The organism is Micromonospora cabrerizensis (genome assembly GCF_022230955.1).
In the GTDB taxonomy this organism is placed as follows: Bacteria; Actinomycetota; Actinomycetes; order Mycobacteriales; family Micromonosporaceae; genus Micromonospora; species Micromonospora cabrerizensis.
In genome coordinates, this window is the sequence record NZ_JAKKFI010000060.1 from 15119 (window position 1) to 35280 (window position 20162).

The following is a 20162-nucleotide window of genomic DNA, read 5'->3' on the forward strand; positions in this document are numbered from 1 at the left end:
AGCTTGTTACCCATGCGTAGCACGATGATGGACGCCCCCCTTCAGGTCTCCCGGATCCTCGACCACGGCGCAGGCGTACACGGCACGGCCGAGGTGGTGACCTGGACCGGCGCCGAGCCCCGCCGAATGACGTACGCCGAGGTGGGTCGCACCGCCGCCCGGCTGGCTCACGCGCTGCGCGACGAGTGCGGGGTGACCGGCGACGAGCGGGTCGCCACCTTCATGTGGAACAACAACGAGCATCTGGTCGCCTACTTCGCGGTGCCGAGCATGGGCGCGGTGCTGCACACGCTCAACATCCGGCTCTTTCCCGACCAGGTCGTCTACATCGCCAACCACGCCGAGGACCGGGTGGTGCTGGTCGACAGCACGCTCATCCCGCTGCTGGCCCGGGTGATCGGTGAGCTGGGCACGGTGCGGCACGTGGTGGTGGTCGGTGGCGGCGACCCGGCGCCGCTGGTCGCGGCGGCCGGGGACGGGATCACCGTGCACCACTGGGACGCGCTGCTGGCCGACCGACCCGAGGTGTACGACTGGCCCGAGGTGGACGAGCGCGACGCCGCGGCCCTCTGCTACACCTCGGGCACCACCGGCAACCCGAAGGGCGTGGCCTACTCGCACCGGTCCATCTACCTGCACTCGTTGCAGGTCTGTATGCCGGAGGGTTTCGGTCTCGGGCCGACCGACCGGGAGCTGGCCATCGTGCCGATGTTCCACGCCATGTCCTGGGGCCTGCCGTACGCGGCCTTCCTCTCCGGCGCGTCGCTGATCATGCCGGACCGGTTCCTCCAGGCCGCGCCGATCGCCGAGATGATCGCCGCCGAGCGGCCCACCCTGGCCGGGGCGGTGCCGACCATCTGGACCGATCTGCTCGCCTACCTGGACAGCCACGACGTTGACACGTCCTCGCTCACCGAGGTGATCGTCGGTGGCTCCGCCTGCCCGCCGGCGCTGATGCACGCGTTCGACGAGCGGCACGGGATCGACGTCATCCACGCCTGGGGGATGACCGAGATGTCCCCGCTGGGGTCGGTCTCGCGTCCGCCCGCCGGTGCGACGGGGGAGCAGGCGTGGCGCTACCGCTACACCCAGGGACGGGTGCCGGCGGGTGTGCAGGCGCGGATCGTCGGCCCGTCGGCCGAGCCGTTGCCCGCCGATGGCAGGGCCGTGGGCGAGCTGGAGGTCCGTGGGCCGTGGGTGACCGCGAGGTACGTCGGTGACGACGCCCCGGACGAGGAGAAGTTCCGCGACGGATGGCTGCGCACCGGCGACGTCGGCACCCTCTCGCCGGACGGCTACATCACGCTGACCGACCGCGCCAAGGACGTGATCAAGTCCGGCGGTGAGTGGATTTCCTCGGTGGAGCTGGAAAACGCGCTGATGGGCCACCCGGCGGTGTTGGAGGCGTGTGTGGTGGGTGTGCCGGACGAGCGCTGGGACGAGCGGCCGCTGGCCACCGTGGTGGTCCGCGAGGGCGCCTCGGTGACCGCCGAGGAGCTGCGGGACTTCCTGGCCGGCTCGGTGGCGCGTTGGCAGCTGCCGGAGCGCTGGGCGTTCATCGACGCGGTGCCGAAGACCAGCGTGGGCAAGTTCGACAAGAAGGTCGTCCGTTCGCAGTACGCCGGGGGCGAGCTGACTGTCCGGGAGCTGACAGCCCCGTAACGTTTTCCCCGGCACTGTCGCCTGTTGGGGCAGGGGCAACTCCTGAAGATCCCTCCCCAGGGGGCGGCCCCGGCGTTCGCACCGCGCCGGGGCCGCCCGTTCCACGCGGGGTTACCCGCACCGTCATTGTTGCGAAACTTGTTCGCCTCTGTCCTGATGACGGGGAAATCGGGTGGTCAGCGACCCGATCAGGCGTCGCTGGTGGTGATGAGCACCTTGCCCACCGTCGAGTCCTCCACCGCCTGGTGCGCTGCCGCCGTATCGGCCAGAGGGTAGGAGTGCAACGGCAGGCCGGCGTCCGCACCGACCCGGATTCCACCCTGGCTGGCCGCCGCCGCCACATCCTTCACGCCCTGCGCCTTGGCCGCCTTCGGCTCCGTGTAGACCAACACGAACTGCCACCGAGCATTCGGCGCCATCATCGCCCGGATCGGGATGCTCACCTCGTCCCCGCCGTTGTCGGCGTACATGCAGACCGCGCCACCGTGCCGCAGCACCTGCACGTCGACCGAGGCGTTGCGGGCGGGGGAGACCTCGACGATCGTGTGGACCCCGTCGGGGACGATCTTGTGGACCTCCTCGACCACGTCCTGTTCCCGGTAGTTGATGACGTAGGAGGCGCCGGCCGCCGCCGCGAGCTGCGCCTTCTCCGCGCTGCTCACCGTGGCGATCACCGTGGCGTCGGCCCAACGGGCGAGCTGGATCGCGGCGTTGCCCACCGCGCCGGCCCCGCCCTGCACCAGCACGGTGTGGTCCGCCAGCGCACCGGCGCGCAGCGTGTCCGGCATGAACTCGCCAGCGGTCAGACAGCGGTGCGCGGTGAGGAACGGGATGCCCAGCGCGGCTCCCAGCTCGAACGGGGCGTCACCGAGGCGGACCGCCTGCCGGACCGGGACCAGCGTGTACTCCGCCGACGTGCCCCACGGCCGCTGCCAGGCCGCCTCCCAGATCCAGACGCGCTCACCGATCAGGTCAGGGTCGACACCCGCGCCGACCGCCTCCACCACCCCCGCGCCGTCCTGCCCGGGAATCTGCCACCCGTTCGGCGCGGAGGTGCGGCGGGACTTCCAGTCCGTCGGATTCACCCCGGCGACCGCCATCCGCACCAGAACCTCGCCCGCGGCGGGCTCCGGCACCGGCCGGTCGACCAGCTCCAGCACCGAAGGGTCGCCGGTGCGCTCGTACACGATGGCCTTCATCCGTGATCTCCTCACCATGCACGGCATCCGCGCCGGGCACCGTCGGCTGCGGTACCCCGCTCAGCCTCGATCAACCCAGGTCGTCGACCAGCTCCGGGGTCAGCTCACCGATCGCGTCCAGCGTCACCACGGCCAGCCGGGCGGCGTCCGGATCGAGCGGGTACGAACCGTGCGGCACCGCCACCACCCGCATACCCGCCGCCGCTGCCGATCGCACCCCGTTGGACGAGTCCTCCACCGCGACGCAGCGGGCCGGGTCGACGCCGAGACGCTGCGCGACGCTCAGGTACACGTCCGGGGCGGGCTTGCCCCGCTCGGTCTGCTCGGTGGAGAGGGTCGCGCCGAACGCGTCGGTCAGGGCGGTCGCGGCCAGCGCGGCCTCGATCAGCCGGGTCGGCGACGAGCTGGCCAGCCCCAGCGGCCAGCGCGCGGCGAGCCGGCGGACGACCTGGTCGGCGCCGTCGATGAGGGGTACGTGGTCCCGGTAGCGTCGGGTCATCTCCTCGACGACCTCGCTGGCGACCTGCTCGGCCGTACGGTCGACGCCCAACTCGCCACTGAGGTAGTGGGCCCACTCGCCGGTGCTCATCCCCATCAGGCGACGTTGCGTGTCCGGCTGCCACGTCCCGCCGTGCGCCGCCACGTACGCCCGGCGGACCTCCTCCCACACCGGCTCGGAATCCACGATCACGCCGTCCAGGTCGAAAACCACCGCATCCGCCACGGTCCCATCCTGCCCGACGGGCCGGAGCCCGGTCAGCCGGGCAGCGCGGGCAGCCCGATCGGGCTCTCCGCCGGGACCAGGGTGTGGCAGGACCGGGCGATGGGTTCCAGCAGCTCCCGGAGCCGGTCCGTGTCGCCCTGGCTGAGCGCCTGCCACGGGTGCGCGGCGGCCCGGTCGGTGGCCTCCTCGATCGCCTGGAACTCGGCCCGGCTGTGCTCGGTGACCGTGCCGTCCCCGGCCAGCCAGCCCCGCTGCGTCAGCCGGTCGCGGGCGTCGTGCCACTGCTCCTCGGACCAGCCCCGGCCCAGCAGGTACTGCGGCTGCGAACCGTCCACGGCAACCCGCCAGGTCAGCGCCTCCACCGGGTCCAGCCCGGCGGCCACCAGCGCCGCCACGTGCCCGTCGCCACGGTGCTCCCGCAGCGTGGTGGCGGCCTGCCAGAGCCGGGCCAGCGGGTACTCCCCGACCGGCAGCGCGGCATTGACCGCGCCGAGCACCCGGCCGGCGGTCTGCGCCGCCGAGGCGGCCCGCTCCAGCAGGTCGGCGGCCTCCGCCAGGTGCGACTCCGGCAGCTCGTAGGTCAGCTCCGCCAGCGCCTGCACCGCGCCGGTCAGCCGGGCGCGCAGCGCCTCCTGCGGGGTGGCCAGCCGCCACACCGCCGGCAGCGCCCGGGCGACCATGGGCGGCGCGAAGTTGAAGAAGGCGGCGATCACCGGGGCCGCCTCGGTGGCGCCCAACGGCGCGGCCCGACCGGCGAAGTAACCCCGCCAGTAGCCGCGCAGCCCGACCGCCTCGTACGCGGCTCGGGCCCGGGGGTGGAGATAGGTGACCGCGTGCACCGGCTCGAAGTGCGCCCACATCAGGCGGGCCGTGCGTCCAGCCTCGTCCAGCGCCGTCACATGTACCTCCGTGGGTCCCGGATGCTCACCCCGGGCGGAGAACCGCCCGGGGTGACGCCGAACCTACTGCCGTTGGGTAACGGGTCGGAAGCCCCATGTGAACAACTCCATCGCGCCCCGGGGACAACCGGGGCGATCCGGGCAGGTCACTGGGCGGCGAGCACGTCCACCACGAAGCGCAGCGGGCCGGTCGGGCGTCCACCGGCGGCAGCCTCGTCGTTGCCGTACGCCAGCTCGCCCGGAATGTCGAGCTGCACCCGACTGCCCACGGTCACGCCGACCAGGCCCTGGTCCCAGCCGGGGATGACCTGGCCGACGCCGATCGGGAAGGTGGCCGGCTGCCCGCTGCTCCAGGAGGAGTCGAACTCCTTGCCGTCCTTGAAGAACACCCCCACGTAGTTGGTGGTGATCGTCTGCCCCTTCTGCACGGCGGCGCCCTTGCCCTTGATCAGCGGGGTGACGGCAAGCTTCTTGAGGTCACCCGTGCCCTTTGCCACCGTCGGCTTGCTGCCCAGCGCCGGGTCGGAGCCCTCGGGCAACTGCGGGGCGGGGGGTGCGCCGGCGGCATCGGGGGCCGGGGCGGAGGCGGACGGGGTCGCGCCGGCCTGGTTGGCGGGCTTGTCGTCGCTCCGTTTCGCGTCGATCCACACGAAACCGCCGATCAGCAGCGCCATCACCGCGACGCCGGCGAGGCCGCCCGCCCACGCCTGACGACGTCGCTTCGCGTCGGCAGCCTTCTTCGCCGCCAGCTGGGCCGCCAGCCGGCGGCCCGACTTGGTCGCCGGGCTCTGGTCCTGGCCCGCCGACCGGTTCTGCTGCGTCCGCTCGCTCACGTCGTCGACTCCCTGCTGCGAAGGTGTGGCCGGCACGCAGTGCCGGGGGGAAAGCCGACGCACACGGTACCCGCATCGCGGCCCACCGTGCCCGCCGCGGACGCCTCGGATCGCCCAGCGAGGCAGATGCGGGGCTGTCGCGGGCGGTTATTCCGGGACGACCATGAAGTCGGTCACGAACGAGGTCACCCGACCGTCGGCGGCGCGACCGATCCAGGTGCCGTAGCAACCGTCTCCCCAACCGGTGGCCACGGTGACGACGTTGGCACCGGTGGCCTCGTCCAGAACGGCGGTGATCAGCCCCGGGACCGGCGACGCGGGCAGCTCGGCCGGGATGAAGACCTCCTCGACCTGGTCCTCGTCCCAGTCCTCCAGGACGGCCAGCGCCGTCGGGTCGGCGAGGGTGCCCGCGCCGGCGTCGACCCCGTACCCGAAATAGTCGTCCGCGCCGAGCGTCGCGACGTCCTGGTCGCCCGCGACGGCCAGTTCCCAACGGGTGGTCGGCTGGTCCGAGACGACCAGCTCCAGGGCTGCCACCCGCCGGTCCACCTCAGCGTCCTCCCGCAGCACCACCGCCACCCAGGCGCGGGCGGGATGCCGGCCGGGCGGCACGGTCACCGTGAACGGCTCGGCCTCCGGGCAGACCAGCGGGTCACACCCGACCACCTGGCCGGTCGGCAACACCACGTCGCCCACCGGGTGAACCTCGATCTGATATCCGCCGTGCTCGTCGGTGAAACGGGCGCCGGGTGTCAGCAACCGGTCCAGATCAGGGGTGTACGGCATGGGGGCTCCTCCGGTGGCCAGCGGCCGGCGGAGCGTACCCAACCCGGCGGACACCGCCGTCGCTGCCGTACGGTCAGGCGCTCTTGCGGGGTGCGGCCTTGCGCGCGGTGGTCTTCTTCGCCGGCTCCGCCTTCTTCGCGGTGGTCTTCTTGGCGGCGGTCTTCTTCGCCGGCTCGGCCGCCTTCTTCTCGGCTGTCTTCTTCGCGGTGGTCTTCTTCGCCGGCGCCTTGGCCGCCTTCTTCTCGGCCGCCTTCTGCGCCGACCGGGCCGACGAGATGGGCGTCGGCTCACCGCCGCCGCCACCGCCACGCGCGGGTTCCTCACCGCGGGCGGCCTTGGCCCGTTCCACGGACGCCTTCAGCGCGGCCATCAGGTCCACCGCGGCGGCCGGCGCCTCCTCGACCTCTTCCGGCTGGACGACCTCCCGACCCTCCACCTTGGCGTCGATGACCTCCTGCAACGCCGCCCGGTAGTCGTCGGTGAAGACGTCCGGCTCGAACTCACCGGTCATCGAGTCGATCAGGGAGCTGGCCATCGCCAGCTCCGGCGGGCGCACCTTGAGGTCCTCGTCGAGGAAGCCGAAATCCGGGGTACGGATCTCGTCCGGCCAGAGCATGGTGTTGAGCAGCAGCACACCCTCACGGACCCGCAGCGTGGCGAGCTGCTCGCGCTGACGCAGCGCCACCTTGACGATGGCCACCCGCTCCGAGTCAATCAGCGCGTCGCGCAGCAGCACGTACGGCTTGGTCGCCGCGCCCTCCGGCTCCAGGAAGTACGCCTTGTTGTAGAGGATCGGGTCGACCTGCTCGGCCGGGACGAACTCCAGCACGTCGATGGCGCGGGAGCTGGTCAACGGCAGTTCGGCGAAGTCCTCGTCGGTGAGGATCACCATCTCCCCGCCGCCGATGTCGTAGCCCTTGGCGATGTCGTCGTAGGTGACCTCCTCGCCGCAGACCGAGCAGGTGCGCTTGTAGCGGATCCGGCCGCCATCCTCGCGGTGCACCTGGTGGAACCGAATGTCCTTCTCCTCGGTCGCGGAATAGAGCTTCACCCCGATCGAGACGAGCCCGAACGACACGGCTCCCTTCCAGATGGCACGCATCCTGCGCTCCCTTCCCCGGTATCGACCATGCTCGCATCCCGAAGAACCGGACGCGAGCTGTTCGGCCTGCTACTACAGTCGGGTCGTGCCTGGCGCGCCGCTCAAGCCGATGCTCGCGATGACCGGGCCGCTCCCGGCCGGTGACGGCTGGGCGTACGAGTTCAAGTGGGACGGGGTCCGCGCGCTCGCCGACATCTCCGGCGGTGGTCAGCACCTGTATGCCCGTTCCGGCGTGGAGATCACCGCCGCGTACCCGGAACTGGCCACCCTGCCCGAGCAGGTCGGCGACGCGCTGCTCGACGGCGAGGTGGTGCTGCTCGGTGAGAGCGGGCAACCGTCGTTCACCGCGCTGGCCGAGCGGATGCACGTGCGGGACCGGAACAAGGCGGCCCGGTTGGCGGCGGTCATGCCGGTGACGTACATGATCTTCGACCTGCTCAGGTGGCACGGCGACGACCTGACCGGCTGGCCGTACGAGCGCCGCCGGGAGGCACTGGAAGCCCTCGCGCTCGGCGGTGCCCGGTGGGCGGTGCCCCCCACGTTCGCCGACGGGCCGGCCACCTACGAGGCGGCCGGCGAGCACGGCCTGGAGGGCGTGATGGCCAAGCGGACCGGTGCCGTCTACCGCCCGGGCGTGCGCTCACCGGACTGGGTGAAGGTCAAGCTGGAGGTGACCGGCGACTTCGTCATCGGCGGCTGGCGACCGGGTGCGCGCCGGATCGGCGGGCTGCTGGTCGGGGTGCCCGGCCCGGACGGCCGGCTGATCTACCGCGGTCGGGTCGGCGGTGGGATCGGTGTCGCCATCGAACGGCAGCTCCTCGCCGAGCTGGAGCCGTTGCGGTCCGGCGCGTCACCGTTCGCGCCGGGTGTGCCGCGCGAGGATGCCCGAGGAGCCATCTGGGTAGAACCACGGGTGGTGGTGGAGGTGAAGTACGGCCAGCGCACCCCCGACGGCCGACTGCGCTTCCCCCGGGTGCTGCGGCTGCGCCCGGACAAGCCCCCGGAGGAGGTCGACGATGCCAGCTGAGCGGCTACGGGTGGACGTCGAGGGTCGCCCGCTGGAGTTGTCCAACCTGGACAAGGTGCTCTACCCGGCGGCCGGCTTCACCAAGGGTGAGGTGATCGACTACTACACCCGGATCTCCCCGGTGCTGCTGCCGCACCTGCGGGACCGGCCGGTCACCCGGATCCGCTTTCCCAACGGGGTGGACGACAAGTCGTTCTTCGAGAAGAACACTCCGGCTGCGACCCCGGACTGGGTGCGCGTGGAGAATCTGCCCGCCCCCGGGTCGACCAAGGGCCGGGAGACCATCGACTACGTGGTCGCCGACGACCTGCCCACCCTGGTGTGGCTGGCCAACCTGGCCGCGTTGGAGCTGCACACGCCGCAGTGGAAGGTCGGCGAGCACCCGGACATGATGGTGGTCGACCTGGACCCGGGGCCGCCGGCCGGGCTCGCCGAGTGTTGCCCGGTGGCGGTGCTGATGCGCGACCGGCTCGCGGAAGACGGGATCGAGTCGTACCCGAAGACCTCCGGCAAGAAGGGCATGCAGCTCTGCTGCCCGATCGCCGGCACCCAGTCGTCGGATCTCGTCTCCGACTACGCCCGACGCATCGCCCAGGAGTTGGAGAAGGCCCACCCGAAGCTGATCGTGTCGAAGATGGCGAAGAACCTGCGCCCCGGCAAGGTCTTCATCGACTGGAGCCAGAACAACGCGGCGAAGACCACCGTCGCGCCGTACTCGCTGCGGGCCCAGTCGGTGCCGTCGGTGTCGACGCCGCTGACCTGGGACGAGGTCGAGGCCGGCGCCCGCGGCCGCAAGCCGGCCGTCCGCCAGTTCACCGCCGCCGAGGTCCTGGCCCGGGTCGAGGAGTACGACGACCTGCTCGCACCCCTGCTCGACGGTGGCCCGGAGCTGCCGGGCTGACGCTGGGTGACGACGGGTGCCCAGATGGCCCATGGGCGGCACCAGCAACAGAGCGTCACGGACCGCAGCGTCCCGCCTGGGCCACCTAACGCCTTTGCTCTGCATACCTATCTGCAACACCGCGTTGAGCTGGGACTTCATGGCGGCCGCGCAGCCGAGGGGTGGGAACCCTCCTCGCGCAGCGTGCCCGTCGCATATAGGTATGCAGAGCAAAGGCTCTGGGGTGGGTGCGGTGGCGCGTATCGGGGGGTCACTTGATGTGATCGGCCGGCGCCCACCACGAGGGTGGACGCCGGCCGGAGGGGAACTGGCGGTGGGTCAGTTGCGGCCGAAGACCTTGCGGCTGGAGCCGAGGCGCAGGAGCACCGTCTCGCCGGTGGCGTCCTGGACCCCGTCGTTGTCGGTGACCGCGTACACCTCGCCGTTGCCGGCCACGGTCAGACCCTCCAGCTTCTCCTGCGTCCACCCGTTGGTGGCGCGCAGCGCGGGCAGCACGTCGACGGCGAGCGTCTTCGGCAGCACGGTCAGCGAACCGGTCGCCGGTGCGCCCGGCAGCGCCACCGTGTAGATCCGCTTGAACACGGCGGCCGGGCCGTTCAACTTGTCCCGCTCGATGACCGCGAGCCGGTCACCGACCACGGTGATCTCCGAGAGGCCCATCCAGTCACCGGGCACGGTGGTGCTGCCCAACTGGTAGCCGAACCAGCTCCAGGTGCCCGCGGTGACGTCGTAGCGGCCGAGCCGGACGATTCCGGCCGGGTCGGTGCTCAGCTCCCGCTGCACGGCCACCCAGACGATCTCCCGGCCCTGCCGGTCGGTCGTCGCGGTGACGCCCTCCAGGCCCTGCTTGCCGAGACCGGCGGCGACCTCGGCGGGCAGCGTGACCGTCTGCCGGGTCACCCCGGCGGCGTCGAGCCGGACCAGCTTGTTCTCCGCGCCCTTGGCGCCCTCGACGGCGAGCCAGAAGCCACCCTGCGGGCGGCCGAAGATGCCCTCCGCGTCGTACCCGACCGGTGCGCCGGCCGCGTCCCGCACCGGCAGCGCGCCGGTGATCACGGCTGGCGTCCGCTTCGCGTCGACGGTGAGGATTCGGGTCTGGCTGTACGCGGCGTCGGTGACGCTGTAGAGCTGGTCCCGCTTGCCGGGGACGGCGCTCAACGCGCCGAGGGCGCCCCAACCGATCGGGGTGCCGGCCCGATCGGTGTCGGAGACGATGCTCGGGAAGTCGGGCGTGCCCTTGCCGAGCTGGAAGAGCGACACCGAGGCCCGAACGTTGACCGACGCGTCGTCCTCCTCGCTGGAGACCGCGAGCAACCCGCGCGACGGGATCGGCAGCAGCCCCTCCGGTCCGTTGGTCGTCGGCAGGATCTGCCGGAAGACGGGCCTGGTGGGGTTGCCCAGGTCGTAGACGGCGACGAAGTTGCTGCGCTCCGAGCCGACGAACGCGTACCGCACGCCGTTGTACTCGGCGACGGCGACGCCCTCCGGCTCGGTGCCCTTCTTGGCGGCCCGGTCCTCGTTGTGCAGCCCGTACGTGACGGCGAGCCGCTCGAAGGTGTTACCGGCGTCCCAGGCGACCCGGCCGCTCCGGCTGTCGAAGACGGACCAGCCCCGCGTGCCGCCGTGCCAGTCGCCCTCGTTGGCCGTGGCGAGGTAGCGGTCGTCCACCCAGGCCACCGCGTCCGGTTCACGCGGTACGTCGGTGACGCTGCCGGTCAGGTCGATGACACCGTCCTTCTTGGTGTCGATCCCGCTGATCGTGGCGGTGCCCGCGCTGAACACCGTCGTGATCCGGCCGGTGGGCAGGTCGACGAGGGCGACGCCGTTGTTCTCCTGAAGCGTCACGGCGAGCTGGTTACGGCTGTTGATCGAGACATACTCGGGCTCCGGGTCGGTCGGCGCGGCGAGGCCGGCCCGGACCAGCGCGGGCAGGGCGCTCCCGTCGGCACCGGTCAGCGCGACCGGCCGCAGCCGCCAACCGGCCGGGGACTTCCCGGTCAGGTCGACGATCTGCACGAAGCCGGCGGGCGCCTGGGGCAGGTCACCCTCCTCGCCGCCGGGCGGGGTGGCCTCCTCGTCGCGCTCGTTCTCCATCGCGATCGCGGCGTACCGCTTGTCCTTGCTGATCGCGATCGAGTCGGGCTGGCCACCGAGGTCGTAGGTGGCCACCCGCCTTCGGCTGGCGAGGTCGATCACGTCGAGCCGACCGGATGGTTCGGTGTAGCTGCTGCTGGTGTTCACCACCACCAGCACGTACCCACCGACCACGGCAACCGAGGTGGGCTCGTCCTCGGCGTCGCCGAGCTGTGCCAGGGAGAGCGTGCCGAGGCCGCGCGGGCGATCGGCACGGGAGATGTCCAGGAAACCGATGCGCCGAGCCAGCGCGTCGGTGTGGATCAGGGTGCGGCCGTCCTCGCTGACCGCCGCGATCTCGGCGACCGTCGCGGTCGCCGGGTCCTCACCGGCCGGGCGGTTCTGGAACACCGGGTACGTGGCGACCCGGTCGAAGGCGAGCGACCTGCCTGGGTGCTGGTGTGCGCCGGCCGACACGGGGGTGGCCCCGGTCAGGCTGGCGGCGGCGACACCGGCTGCGGTGAGCGCGGTGAGTGCTCTTCTGAGTGTCAAGGACTTCCTCCGTTAGGTCGTACCCGCACGGAGGCTGACACCTGTCGGGGAGCATCAGCTTGCGGTGACGTGAACAGCGGGCGAAGCACGCAGCCGCCACCAGGCACCCGCGACCAGGGTGACCGTGACGACGGTGACCGCGATGTCGCCGGCCAGGGCCGCCGCCGGGCTCGCCGGGGAGTACGGCGGCACCAGGTACGCGAACGCGGCGGCCATGACCAGGCCCGCCGAGCCGGCGGCGAGCACGTGCCGCTGCTCCCAGCCGTTGCGCGCCGACCAGTACGCGACCAGGCCTCCGGTGCCGGCGGCCAGCGTCAGCGCGACGGCCACCCCCACCCAGCCGGGTGCCAGGTTGGCGCCGAGAGGGATGACGGCGACCGCCAGACCCACCCAGAGCGGGCGCGGTGCCCGGTGGACGCGTCGAAGCCGGGGGCGACGCCACCGGGGCAGCAGGGCGGTCGTGACGAGGGCGAGGACCATCACCGTGGCGAAGGCCAGCTGGAGCGGGCTGGCCAGGAAGTCCTTCCGGCCGCTGCTGTCCGAGAAGATCAGCAGACTGCCGAGCAGGTAGACCACGCCGATCACGACGAGCCCGGGGCGGCCCAGCCACGGCCGTAGCCGGCGGTCCGCCCCGAGGAACGACTCGATGAGCACGATCGGCGCGCAGATGGTCAGCACGATGTGGTTGCCCACGAAGTCGTAGGCCTGCCGGAGGCTGAACTCCAACCCGGGCACCAGCGTGGCCTCCGCGGCGGCGCGGGTGTCGGCGTACTGGGTGTCGTCCAGGTAGTCGGGGTTGAACAGCGACTGGTCGACCAGACCGGCCTGGAGTATGCCGAACGCGGCGGCCAGCAGCACGATCGTCGGCCAACCCGCGCCGAGGTGCCGGGCGGTCTCCCGGATCAGGATCGCCGCCCCGCCGTACATCGGGCCGAGGAAGATCAGCACCGGAAGGAAGTCGTCGATGGCGAAGCCACCCCACGAGCACTCGGCTGCCCACGGCGCGAGCAGCAGCAACGCGATCACCGGCAGCAGCCGCCGCCGCAGCGGAAGGCGAGCAGCGGCGGCAGGGGGACCAGCGGCGGCAGGGGGATCAGCGGTGGCGGGGCGGTCGGCGGGGTGGTCGGTCGTGGCGGGGCCGGGCTCGGTCGGCATGGGCGCTCCTCGGCGGCTCTCGGGGGTCACCTCCACCGTGCGCGGGCCAACCGGTCACCCGATACGGCCATCGGCCGACGACCGTCGCGACCAAAGTCGTTGAGTAGGGTGGGTCGACGTCGCACCCGGGGAGCGTGGAGATGCAGCCAACCATCACGGCCGACCTGGTGGCCCGGTCCGCCGATGTCGAGCGCCCGCTGCTCAGCTACCGCGACGAGGCGACCGGCGAGCGGGTCGACCTGACCGCACACCAGGTCGGTGCCTGGGCGGCGCGCAGCGCGAGCCTGCTGAGGGACGGCTGCCGGCTCGGCCCGGGCAGCCGCGTAGCGGTGTTGTTGCCTCCGCACTGGCGTACCGCCGCGGTGTTGTTGGGCGCATGGGCCTCGGGCCTGGCGGTGTCGTTCCGGCCGCGCGCCACGGCGGGCCTGCCGGTGCTGGAGCCCGGCGGCGACCGGCCGTTCGACGCGGTCTTCGTGACTCCCGAGCGGCAGGACGACTGGCTGGAGGACGTGCCGGACGCCACGCACCGCTACCTCGTCGGCACCGGCCCCGGGCGACTCGCTGATGTGCCGCTGGGCTGGCTGGACTGGTCCGCGGAGGTGCTCCGCTACGCCGAGGCGACGCCCGACCACGCCGCGATCCACCCGTCGGACGCGGCCAGCGCGGACGGCACCACCTACGGCCAGTGGGGTGCGCTCGCCCAAGAGGTCGCCACGGCGCTGGACCTGCGGGCGGGCGACCGACTGCTGGTCGACGCCGCCGAGACCGAGCAGCCGCTGAAGTGGTTGCTCGCGCCGCTCTCCGCTGGCGCGTCAGTGGTGATCAGCGCCAACCTCGACCCGGCGCGACGGGACGCGATCGTCGCCGCCGAACAGGTCACCCGCGTCCTCTGAGAATTCGGGCACAGTTGATCAACTAACTGTTCACCCCTACAGCGTCCGCCTCTCACCAGGCTTGGCCGGCGAGTTCGCCCAGAGCCGGCAGGGTCATCGAACGGCTGCGCCCGCCGGCGTGCCACAACACCTGCGGACGGCGGCGCTGGTATTTCCCAACCGCTCGTCGGCCCCGTGGTGTCGTGGCGGGTTCTCTCGCGTCGGTGGGTCCACCGTGACCTGTCGACTAAGGAGAAACCCCACCATGACGCACGAACCACGTGCGCGTAGGGCGCGAACACGCGGACTCCTGTCCGCGGTGGCGCTCGTCCTCATCGCCGGACCGGCGACCGCCCTCAGCCCTCCGATCGCCGGGGCGCAGGCCGCCCCGACCAGCGGTAGCGCACCGCTGATCAACCTGAGCAACGGGCAGAACGTCGAGGGTGAGCTGCCCGTCGTCGTCGAGCCGGTCACCGAGAACGACTCCGTGACCACCCTCGCGGTCGACGGCGACACGATCGACGCCGACCGGACCGCCGGCACCGCCCACTTCGCCTTCGAGATGGGTGGCAACGGCACCGAGGCCCGTTACCGCAACTACGTCACCGTCAACGGCCACACGGCCGAGGCCGACCGGGTCTACCTCCCGGACATCCCGGGTGGGCAGGTCGGCACCCTCGACTTCCCCGGTGACTGGCTGCGCGTCGGGGCGAACACCGTCGCCGTCCACGCCGGGGCGAACTGGGTCGACTCGACCACCAAGACCGCCGTCGGCTACGAGGAGTTGCCGAACGGTGAGGGCGGACGCTGCCCCAACTACGACGACTACGCGATGAGCAGCATCAGCCTCAGCCTGCTGGGCGTGGTGGCCGACGGCGAGCAGAACCTGTTCAGCTACAGCTTCGGCGACGGCACCTGCGGCACCTCGGCGAAGCTGCTCAACCAGGATCTGACCTTCGTCATCTCCGGCGAGCCGGGCAGCACGTCGGGCCTGCGTACCGACCTGGACACCACCAGGCTCGCCAACGGTACGCACACCGTCAGCGCGACCACCCAGTCCGGCGCGAAGACCTCCGTGACGGTCGACGTCAACAACGCCCCGGCCGGCGCGGCGGTTGTCACCCCCGGTGACGGTGCCCGGGTACGTGGCACCCGCCCGGTGATCGCCGCCCTGCCGACCGGCGGCAAGGACCGCGTCGAGTCGCTGGCCATCGACGACAAGCCCGCGGAGAACGCGGAGACGCTGGCCGCCGGCACCGCCACCCTCGGTCTCACCGTCGAGGCCGGCAACTCGGTCGAGGCCCGCTACCAGAACTACGCACTGGTCAACGGCCACCGGGTCGATCTGGGCGGCGACTACGGCGCCACCGGCGCGGAGGACGCCAAGCTGGCGTTCCCGAACCGGTTCCTGCATCTCGGTGACAACGTCGTCGAGATCCGAACCGGTGACTACAACGGCACGGTGAGCGGCGCGACGTGCGCCAACCACGACGACTTCAGGCTCACCCGGGAGGCGACGAGCCTCACGCTGAGCACGGCGGGCACGGTGACGGCCGGCACCACGTACCTCGTCACCACCAGCGGCACGACCGTGACGAAGGCGGAGACGAACGCCGCCTCGCTGGCGCTGGGCGACGGCACCTGCGCGGCCAACAAGGACGCCGAGTTCCACTTCACCATCGACGGCGCGCCGACGACGCGCACCGTCGACACCCTCGGCAGCGGGGGTGACGCCCACCTGAAGGTGTTCGTCGGTGGCAACGGCAGCGACAACGGGTACGACAACAGAGTCCTGATCAACGGCATCCCGCTGGAGATCGGCATGTGGGAGAAAGAGGTCGCCGACCTCACGTTCCCGAACGAGTGGCTGGTGCCGGGCGTCAACGCCGTCGAGTTCGTGGCCGGCAACGACCACGGCAGCGCCAAGCCGGGCGGTTGCGACAACTTCGACGACTTCACGTTGCGCGACTTCCAGTTGCTGCCGGCCGGCGCGAAGGCCACGCAACTGACCCGCTCGATCGCGCAGACGACGGTCACCATCGGCTCGGGGACCTACCCGGCCGGCTCGCAGGTGACCACGTACCTCGGTGACGGCACCTGCGGCAGCAGCTACAACGCGGTGCTGACCAAGATGGTCCTGTTCGACGTCACCGCGCCGGACGGGTCGGCGCTGCCGGCGTTGGGCAAGCGCGCGGACGTCGACACGACGTCGATCGCGGACGGCGCCCACACCATCAAGGCGGTCGTCGGGGACAAGACCTCGACGCGGCGCTTCACCACCGACAACACGGCCCCGGAGATCGAGAGCAGCGTCCCGGCGGCCGGGCAGCGGCTGACCTCGACCGTCGCGCTCGACGTCCGGATCAAGGACGCCATCGGAGTGGTCGGCACACCGGTCATCACCCTCGACGGCGCGGCCGTCAAGCAGGGTGACCAGATCGGCCACGGCCTGCCGGCCGGGGAACACACCATCACGGCGACGGCGACCGACGCGCTCGGCAACACCGCCACCCGGGAGGTGCGGTTCAGCAGCGCCAGCATCCCGGACGTCCCGACCGAGCTGAACTCGACCGTCAAGCAAACCGACCCGCTCTCGGCCGAGTTGTCCGCCCGGATCCCCGGCGCGGAGGGTGTCGGGCTGACCGCCACCTTCACCAGGGCCGACGTGGTCCTGCCGACCGGCGGCTACCAGGGCGAGGCGGCCGACGTGCCGACCACGCTCGACGTCCAGCACGACAAGAACGTGGACGTCACCTCGCTGCGCCCGCTCGACGGCTCCACGATCGACACCCCGTCCAGCCGCGGGGTGGTCTTCCAGCGGTACGACCTGCCACTCGCGGCGACCACGCAGGAGCCGACGCTGCGCTGGTCGGGCACCATCGACCCGGCGCGGATCGTGGCGCTGCGGGCGTGGAACCCGGCCACCGACCGGTGGGTCGTGCTGACCAGCTCGCGTGGACAGGCCGGACACGAGACCGTCCTGACCGCCCAGGTCGAGGCCGGCTACCGGGACGGCGGCGTCGTGCACGTGCTGGTCACCGGCGAGGACCCGTTCGCCGACGACCTGTCCCCGCACGACTCGACGGCCCAGAACGACAAGGACCGCTTCGAGGACCCAGCCTCGTACGACTTCTCCCTGGCCCACTTCACCGACACCCAGTACATCACCGAGGGTGCGGCCGGTGGCACGTACGACGACTGGGACGGCAAGGCCGAGCCGTCGGACGTCGAGACCGCCGAGGAGCAGGCGATCTGGTCGGCCGCGTACCGCGACCAGATGCAGTGGATCGCCGACAACGCGTCCAGCCGCAAGATCGCGTACGCCGCGCACACCGGTGACGTCATCGAGAACGACTACTACGACCCGCTGGCCACCAACCCGGACGGCTCACTGAAGCGGCCCGGTCTGCACGAGCAGGTCGAGAAGGAACTGGCCGCCGCCTCCGGCTTCCAGAAGATCCTCGACGACAACGGTGTCGTCAACCAGGTCATCGCGGGTAACCACGACGACCAGCTCGGTGCCGAGACGGGCCCGACGTCCCGGTTCAGCCGGACCTTCAGCGCCGACCGGTACTACGGGACGGCGAAGTCCTGGCCTAAGGGCACCGAATACCACGCCTGGGACGAGGCGACCAACGCCGACGGCTCGACCACGCCGGGCAGGGACAACCAGAACAACTACCTGCTCTTCTCCGCCGGGGGCCTGGACTTCGTCGCGGTCGGCCTGTCGTACGGCGTGACGCCGGCCGAGGCCAAGTGGGCTGACTCGATCTTCAAGCGGTACAAGGACCGCAACGGGATCCTGCTCTCCCACGACTACCTGAAGCCGTCGGCCAACCCCGACGGCCGCGGGGCGGACTTCTCCGCACCGGACGGCTCACCGCTCTTCAAGCAGGTCGTGGAGACCAACGCGAACGTCTTCCTGGTCCTCGCCGGTCACGAGCACGGCGTCGGCACCAACCTGAAGTCGAAGATCGGCGTCACCGTCAGCCACGACGTCGTCGAGCTGTTGGCGGACTACCAGTTCTACACGGTCACCGCCGGTGAGCTGTGGCCGAAGCAGGTCGCCGCCGACGGCACCGTTGACGTCAACGGCGACGGCACGCCGGACCACAAGGCCACCGACCGGTTGCAGTTCGGCGCGAGCTTCCTGCGCCTGTTGCAGTTCGACGTGGACCGGGCCGAGATGCACATCGACACGTACTCGCCGTTTCTGAAGAACTTCGGGGCGACCGAGTACGACATCCGCCAGGACGGCAGCCAGACCAAGCCGCGCTACAACGGCTCGGAGGACAACCTGACGCTGCCGGTGGACCTCACCACCCGCAAGACGTCGTTCAGCACCGACTCGCTGGCCGCGTACGTGCCGTCCGGCACGATCGGCGCCGACGAGGTGACCTCGAACGGCGTGGCCACGACGACCTGGGGCAAGCTCCTGCCGGGCACCTCGTACGGCTGGATCGTCTCCGCCCGCAGCGCCGATGGCGGCGAGGCGGTGGCCCGGCCCGCCGTGTTCCGTACCGCCAAGCAGGTCCCGACGATGACCGTCACCGCCGCCCCGACCAACTGGGGCACCGCGGCGACGGTGACCGTCAAGGTCACGGCCGGCAGCACGCCGGTCACCGGCGCGGTGGAGTTGCGTGAGGGTACGACCGTCCGCGGTTCGGCCACCCTGACCAACGGCGTCGCGACGTTCACCCTCCCGGTGGGCCTCGCGGGCGGCCAGCACACGCTGAGCGCGTCGTACCCGGGCAGCGACCTCCTCACGCCGGTGCAGGCCACCGCCACCCTGACGGTGAACCTGCCAGCCGAGTGGAACCCGTCGACGGTCTACAACGACGGCGACCGGGCCACCTACCAGGGCAGGGTCTTCCGGGCCTCCTGGTACACGAAGAACCAGAAGCCGGGCGCCGACCCCAACGGCGCGTGGCAGGAGATCGCCATGACCGAGGACGGTACGGCGGTCTGGACCGCGTCCCGGATCTTCAACTCCGGCGAGTTCGCCATGTACGACGGCCGAAAGTGGCGGGCCCAGTGGTACACGCGCAACCAGAAGCCGGGCGACCGCAACGGCTCCTGGGAGGAGATCGCACCGACGCCGCCGGACAACAGCCCGGCGGCCTGGACCCTCACCAAGGTGTACAACGCCGGCGACCGGGTGTCGTTCAAGGGTCACGTGTACGAGGCGAAGTGGTGGACCCGCGGTCAGGAACCGGGTGACAAGGTCGGGCCCTGGAAGCTGATCAGGTAAGCAGGATCGCGTGATGCCGGCCCGGGACCGCTGACGGTCCCGGGCCGGTGCGTTTTCCGGCCCCGCGCCTCGACCGACCTTTCCGCCTTGATCGAGTCCGTCTCCCGCCTTGATCGACTCGGGTTCCAGCCCTGATCGACTCGGGTTGCAGAAGACCGGGGCATCAAAGCGCCCCGGACACCGCGCCTTTCAGGAAACCGAGTCGATCAAGGCCATTCCGAGGCGTCACTCGTCCGGTTGAGGTCATTGGTTCCGCCTGCCCTTCTGTCCCAGGTGTTCCTACGCTTCGCCGAAGGCACGCGCGGTCGGAGCGCCGGCCACTGTGCACGTTTCCGGAGGGGACATGGTGTCGAGGCGTACCCGTCGGACCGTTGTCTCGGCGGTGGCCGGCGCCCTGTTCGCCCTCGGGGTGGTCGCACCCGGTCCGGCGGCGGCCCCGCTGCCCCGCGCTGCCCAGGCCGACGGCGACGCGGTGGTACCCGCTCCGACGGAACCGCGCCCACCGCTGCTCCCCGCCGACTTCCAGGGCACCGGCCGGTACATCGTGCGGGACCTCGGCATCGACGTGCCGTTCAGCTGGCAGGGCCGCAACGGCAACAGCCAGATGATCGCCGGCGGCCCGGAGCACCCCATCTGGTTCACGAACCTGATCTACGAGAACACGCTCTACACGCTCACCTACAAGTGGCCGAACATCCCGCTGTTCCCGCCCCGCGCGTGCAGCAAGATTCCGGGGTTCTTCAACCGCCAGATCTTCAACGACAAGCTGAAGACAGCCCGCTACGTGGGGCCGGAGATCCTCCAGGGCGACAAGGACCGACACGTGGACCACTGGCGGGTCGGCGTCGTCGGAGGGTCCGCCGTACCGGGGGAGTTCTTCCGGTTCCCGATCGCGCTCGGCGACATCTACGTCGACCAGCACGACCCGAGCCGCTGGTGGCAGGTGTTGCAGTTCGGCCTGCAGAACATCTTCGACCCGGAGCTGGACGAGTGGTTCACGATGGACAGCTTCGACCACCGCCCCGGCGAGGTCACCCTCCCCGACCGCTGCCCACCCCCCACGTCCTGACGCCGGGCTCCTCTCAGCCCTGGAGCCGTTGCGCCCAGGAGACCTGCCCGTCCGGCC

Annotated in this window: 14 protein-coding genes; 6 read left to right on the forward strand and 8 right to left on the reverse strand. The window is 71.3% G+C overall.

Going from position 1 to position 20162, the window contains the following annotated elements:
• Positions 1–12 precede the first annotated feature (12 nt).
• The gene (locus LADH09A_RS13850; RefSeq protein WP_238645444.1) at positions 13–1662 is read left to right on the forward strand and encodes a fatty acid--CoA ligase; all 1650 of its coding nucleotides are present in this window, start codon (positions 13–15) and stop codon (positions 1660–1662) included.
• 188 nt (positions 1663–1850) lie between these two features.
• Here the strand turns inward: LADH09A_RS13850 and LADH09A_RS13855 are convergent, their stop codons facing one another.
• From LADH09A_RS13855 to ku, 6 genes are all read right to left on the reverse strand, one after another.
• On the reverse strand, positions 1851–2861 hold the full coding sequence (locus LADH09A_RS13855; protein ID WP_238645446.1) for an NADPH:quinone reductase: 1011 nt from the start codon (positions 2859–2861) through the stop codon (positions 1851–1853).
• A gap of 70 nt (positions 2862–2931) precedes the next feature.
• Positions 2932–3585 (reverse strand): HAD family hydrolase, encoded by a 654-nt coding sequence (locus LADH09A_RS13860; RefSeq protein ID WP_238645447.1) that lies wholly within the window; start codon positions 3583–3585, stop codon positions 2932–2934.
• Positions 3586–3617: 32 nt separating this feature from the next.
• Positions 3618–4445 carry an SCO6745 family protein gene (locus LADH09A_RS13865; RefSeq protein ID WP_238645614.1) on the reverse strand — a complete coding sequence of 276 codons (828 nt, stop codon included), beginning with the start codon at positions 4443–4445 and terminating at the stop codon, positions 3618–3620.
• Positions 4446–4630: 185 nt separating this feature from the next.
• Positions 4631–5353, reverse strand: coding sequence for an FKBP-type peptidyl-prolyl cis-trans isomerase (locus LADH09A_RS13870; protein WP_238645449.1), 723 nt, complete (start codon positions 5351–5353; stop codon positions 4631–4633).
• Between the two features lie 111 nt (positions 5354–5464).
• Complete coding sequence (locus tag LADH09A_RS13875) at positions 5465–6103, reverse strand: DUF4241 domain-containing protein (protein WP_238645451.1); 639 nt, start codon at positions 6101–6103, stop codon at positions 5465–5467.
• Between the two features lie 73 nt (positions 6104–6176).
• Complete coding sequence (ku, locus tag LADH09A_RS13880) at positions 6177–7205, reverse strand: non-homologous end joining protein Ku (protein ID WP_238645452.1); 1029 nt, start codon at positions 7203–7205, stop codon at positions 6177–6179.
• A gap of 85 nt (positions 7206–7290) precedes the next feature.
• Between ku and ligD (LADH09A_RS13885) the strand changes: the two genes are divergently transcribed.
• Together ligD (LADH09A_RS13885) and ligD (LADH09A_RS13890) are read left to right on the forward strand one after the other, a co-directional pair.
• Entirely contained in the window at positions 7291–8232 is a 942-nt protein-coding gene (ligD, locus tag LADH09A_RS13885; RefSeq protein WP_238645453.1) for a non-homologous end-joining DNA ligase, read from the forward strand.
• The gene (gene ligD / locus LADH09A_RS13890) at positions 8222–9133 is read left to right on the forward strand and encodes a non-homologous end-joining DNA ligase (protein ID WP_238645454.1); all 912 of its coding nucleotides are present in this window, start codon (positions 8222–8224) and stop codon (positions 9131–9133) included. The genes ligD (LADH09A_RS13885) and ligD (LADH09A_RS13890) overlap by 11 nt, the downstream gene beginning before the upstream one ends.
• Positions 9134–9451: 318 nt before the next feature.
• On the opposite strand, the gene LADH09A_RS13895 is transcribed toward ligD (LADH09A_RS13890), so the two are convergent.
• Both LADH09A_RS13895 and LADH09A_RS13900 read right to left on the reverse strand, forming a co-directional pair.
• The gene (locus LADH09A_RS13895; protein WP_238645455.1) at positions 9452–11758 is read right to left on the reverse strand and encodes an esterase-like activity of phytase family protein; all 2307 of its coding nucleotides are present in this window, start codon (positions 11756–11758) and stop codon (positions 9452–9454) included.
• A 54-nt stretch (positions 11759–11812) separates the two neighbouring features.
• Entirely contained in the window at positions 11813–12913 is a 1101-nt protein-coding gene (locus LADH09A_RS13900) for a hypothetical protein (protein ID WP_238645456.1), read from the reverse strand.
• Between the two features lie 140 nt (positions 12914–13053).
• Between LADH09A_RS13900 and LADH09A_RS13905 the strand changes: the two genes are divergently transcribed.
• The 3 genes from LADH09A_RS13905 to LADH09A_RS13915 all read left to right on the forward strand — a co-directional run bounded on the left by LADH09A_RS13905 (position 13054) and on the right by LADH09A_RS13915 (position 20105).
• Positions 13054–13806 (forward strand): TIGR03089 family protein, encoded by a 753-nt coding sequence (locus tag LADH09A_RS13905; RefSeq protein WP_238645458.1) that lies wholly within the window; start codon positions 13054–13056, stop codon positions 13804–13806.
• Between the two features lie 244 nt (positions 13807–14050).
• A complete protein-coding gene (locus LADH09A_RS13910) occupies positions 14051–19036 on the forward strand; it encodes a carbohydrate-binding protein (RefSeq protein WP_238645623.1) in 4986 nt (1661 codons plus the stop codon).
• A gap of 343 nt (positions 19037–19379) precedes the next feature.
• The gene (locus LADH09A_RS13915) at positions 19380–20105 is read left to right on the forward strand and encodes a hypothetical protein (RefSeq protein WP_238645461.1); all 726 of its coding nucleotides are present in this window, start codon (positions 19380–19382) and stop codon (positions 20103–20105) included.
• The last annotated feature ends 57 nt before the right edge of the window (positions 20106–20162 follow it).

Coding starts and splice junctions, on each gene's coding strand:
- LADH09A_RS13850 (WP_238645444.1), top strand. CDS start 13: ATGCGTAGCACGATGATGGACGCCCCCCTTCAGGTCTCCCGGATCCTC.
- LADH09A_RS13855 (WP_238645446.1), bottom strand. CDS start 2,861: ATGAAGGCCATCGTGTACGAGCGCACCGGCGACCCTTCGGTGCTGGAG.
- LADH09A_RS13865 (WP_238645614.1), bottom strand. CDS start 4,445: ATGTGGGCGCACTTCGAGCCGGTGCACGCGGTCACCTATCTCCACCCC.
- LADH09A_RS13875 (WP_238645451.1), bottom strand. CDS start 6,103: ATGCCGTACACCCCTGATCTGGACCGGTTGCTGACACCCGGCGCCCGT.
- ku (WP_238645452.1), bottom strand. CDS start 7,205: ATGCGTGCCATCTGGAAGGGAGCCGTGTCGTTCGGGCTCGTCTCGATC.
- ligD (WP_238645454.1), top strand. CDS start 8,222: ATGCCAGCTGAGCGGCTACGGGTGGACGTCGAGGGTCGCCCGCTGGAG.
- LADH09A_RS13900 (WP_238645456.1), bottom strand. CDS start 12,913: ATGCCGACCGAGCCCGGCCCCGCCACGACCGACCACCCCGCCGACCGC.
- LADH09A_RS13905 (WP_238645458.1), top strand. CDS start 13,054: ATGCAGCCAACCATCACGGCCGACCTGGTGGCCCGGTCCGCCGATGTC.
- LADH09A_RS13910 (WP_238645623.1), top strand. CDS start 14,051: ATGACGCACGAACCACGTGCGCGTAGGGCGCGAACACGCGGACTCCTG.
- LADH09A_RS13915 (WP_238645461.1), top strand. CDS start 19,380: ATGGTGTCGAGGCGTACCCGTCGGACCGTTGTCTCGGCGGTGGCCGGC.